Genomic DNA, 1,640 nt, shown 5'->3' with positions numbered 1-1,640 from the left:
GATCATGCCCGTCGATCACATCGGTTTCAAGCTCGAGCCCGACGGATTCTTCGACCGCAACCCGTCGCTGGACGTTCCGCCGTCGGCAGCCGCGTCGCATGGTGCAGCGTCGCACGGTGCAGCATCGCATGGCGACGCAGCGCCCAGTTGCCACTAGCGGGCAGCTGACCTAAAAAAGGATCACGCATGGCCTCGAGGCCATGCGGGATCTTTTGTGTGTGGGGGGGTCGTTGGCGCGCGGTTGTCAGCCCGTGTATACGGTCGACGACCGGCGTTCGTACCAGTGGGCGAGGTGTTCGCCGGCGCTCAACACATGGTCGCGAACGAGGGATGCCGCGAGTTCTTCGTCGCCCGCTCGGAATGCCTCGATGATGTGCTGGTGCTCCTCAAAGTTCTCGTCGCGGTGGCGAGGATTGTCTTTGAGTACCAGCGCGGAGACGTTGCGGGGGAACGCATCGTTGAGGTCGGTGAGCAGCCGTTCAAGCCGAGAGTTAGCCGCGGCCTTGTAGATGAGGGTGTGGAACTGGTCGTTCGCGCTGCCCTTGGATGCGGTCTTGTCGGAATCGGCAGGCTCGTCGGATGCCGCCGCAGCGGCATTGCGCTTCGATTGCTCGTACATCGCCGAGTTCACTGCCTCAAGCTCGTCGACCATCTCGGCCGTCATGCGCTTGACGCTGCGCCGGGCGGCGAGAGCTTCGAGCTCCGCGCGCACCTCATAGGCTTCGCGCACCTCCCACGGCACGGGAACTCGAACGATCGCCCCGCGGTTGGGCACGACCTCGATGAGGCCTCCCGTTTGCAACTGGCGCAGGGCCTCGCGCACGGGGGTGCGGCTGATGCCAAATTCGTTGGCAAGCTCCGCCTGGCGCAGGGGGGCGCCAATCGGGATCTCGCCCGACATGATCTTCGCCCGGATGCGGGCGGCCAGATCGTCGACAAGGGCGTTGCCGGATTCGGTCGTGGGGCTCATTGTGGGAGCGTTCCTATCTCTCTCTGGAGTGCGCTGTTTGCGCCCAGAGAATGCGTTTGTGGCCATCCAATCGTATCCACTTGGGCCATGGATTGGATGCGACTCTATAGCGCAGCGGGTGGCGCGGCGCGAAGCAACGCGGGCAGCAGCGATAAATGCTCGCGTTGCTGCCCGCGGTGCTGACCGAGTGGTTACGGCTTGTAGACGACAAAAACCTTGCGCAGGCGCTCGGTCACCCTCCAGGTGCCGCACCAGCCGATGGGAAAGTAGGCGGAGTCTCCGGCGCGGATCTCCTGCGGCTCTCCTCCATCTTCGTGAACGGTCATGGCGCCTTCGACCACGTGGATGATTTCGCCTCTCGTCAGGAACTCCCAGCGTGAGAGACCCGTCTCGGACTCCCAGATTCCTGAGACGACTCTGCGGTCTTCTGTTGCGAAGTCGACGCGGCTGCGCACGATCACTTCGCCTTCGAGTGGAACGGCGTTCGGTGGCGCGAGGGGCTTCTCGTCGAGATCGGAGGCGGGGACGCTGGTGGGGCGATTGATGAGAGTCATGTAACGTATCCTAAACGGTAGAGATTGGATCCACTACCTCGGGAGGGAAACATGTCCGACGACAATGCGACCACAAGAAACGTGCTCGTGCGCAGCATGCGCCACGAGAGCGACGG

Annotated in this window: 2 protein-coding genes; both read right to left on the bottom strand. The window is 63.3% G+C overall.

Annotated features, from left to right (window positions below; all coding sequences use genetic code 11):
- Positions 1-244: 244 nt before the first annotated feature.
- On the bottom strand, positions 245-970 hold the full coding sequence (locus AC062T_RS03650; RefSeq protein WP_476027487.1) for a GntR family transcriptional regulator: 726 nt from the start codon (positions 968-970) through the stop codon (positions 245-247).
- Positions 971-1,161: 191 nt separating this feature from the next.
- Entirely contained in the window at positions 1,162-1,524 is a 363-nt protein-coding gene (locus AC062T_RS03645; RefSeq protein ID WP_476027485.1) for a cupin domain-containing protein, read from the bottom strand.
- Between the last annotated feature and the right edge of the window lie 116 nt (positions 1,525-1,640).

It is taken from the genome of Homoserinimonas sp., assembly GCF_056262345.1.
This window is presented reverse-complemented; position numbering and strand designations above follow the sequence as displayed.

Excerpts from the sequence above, each read along its gene's own strand:
- AC062T_RS03650 (WP_476027487.1), bottom strand. The coding sequence starts at position 970 with ATGAGCCCCACGACCGAATCCGGCAACGCCCTTGTCGACGATCTGGCC.
- AC062T_RS03645 (WP_476027485.1), bottom strand. The coding sequence starts at position 1,524 with ATGACTCTCATCAATCGCCCCACCAGCGTCCCCGCCTCCGATCTCGAC.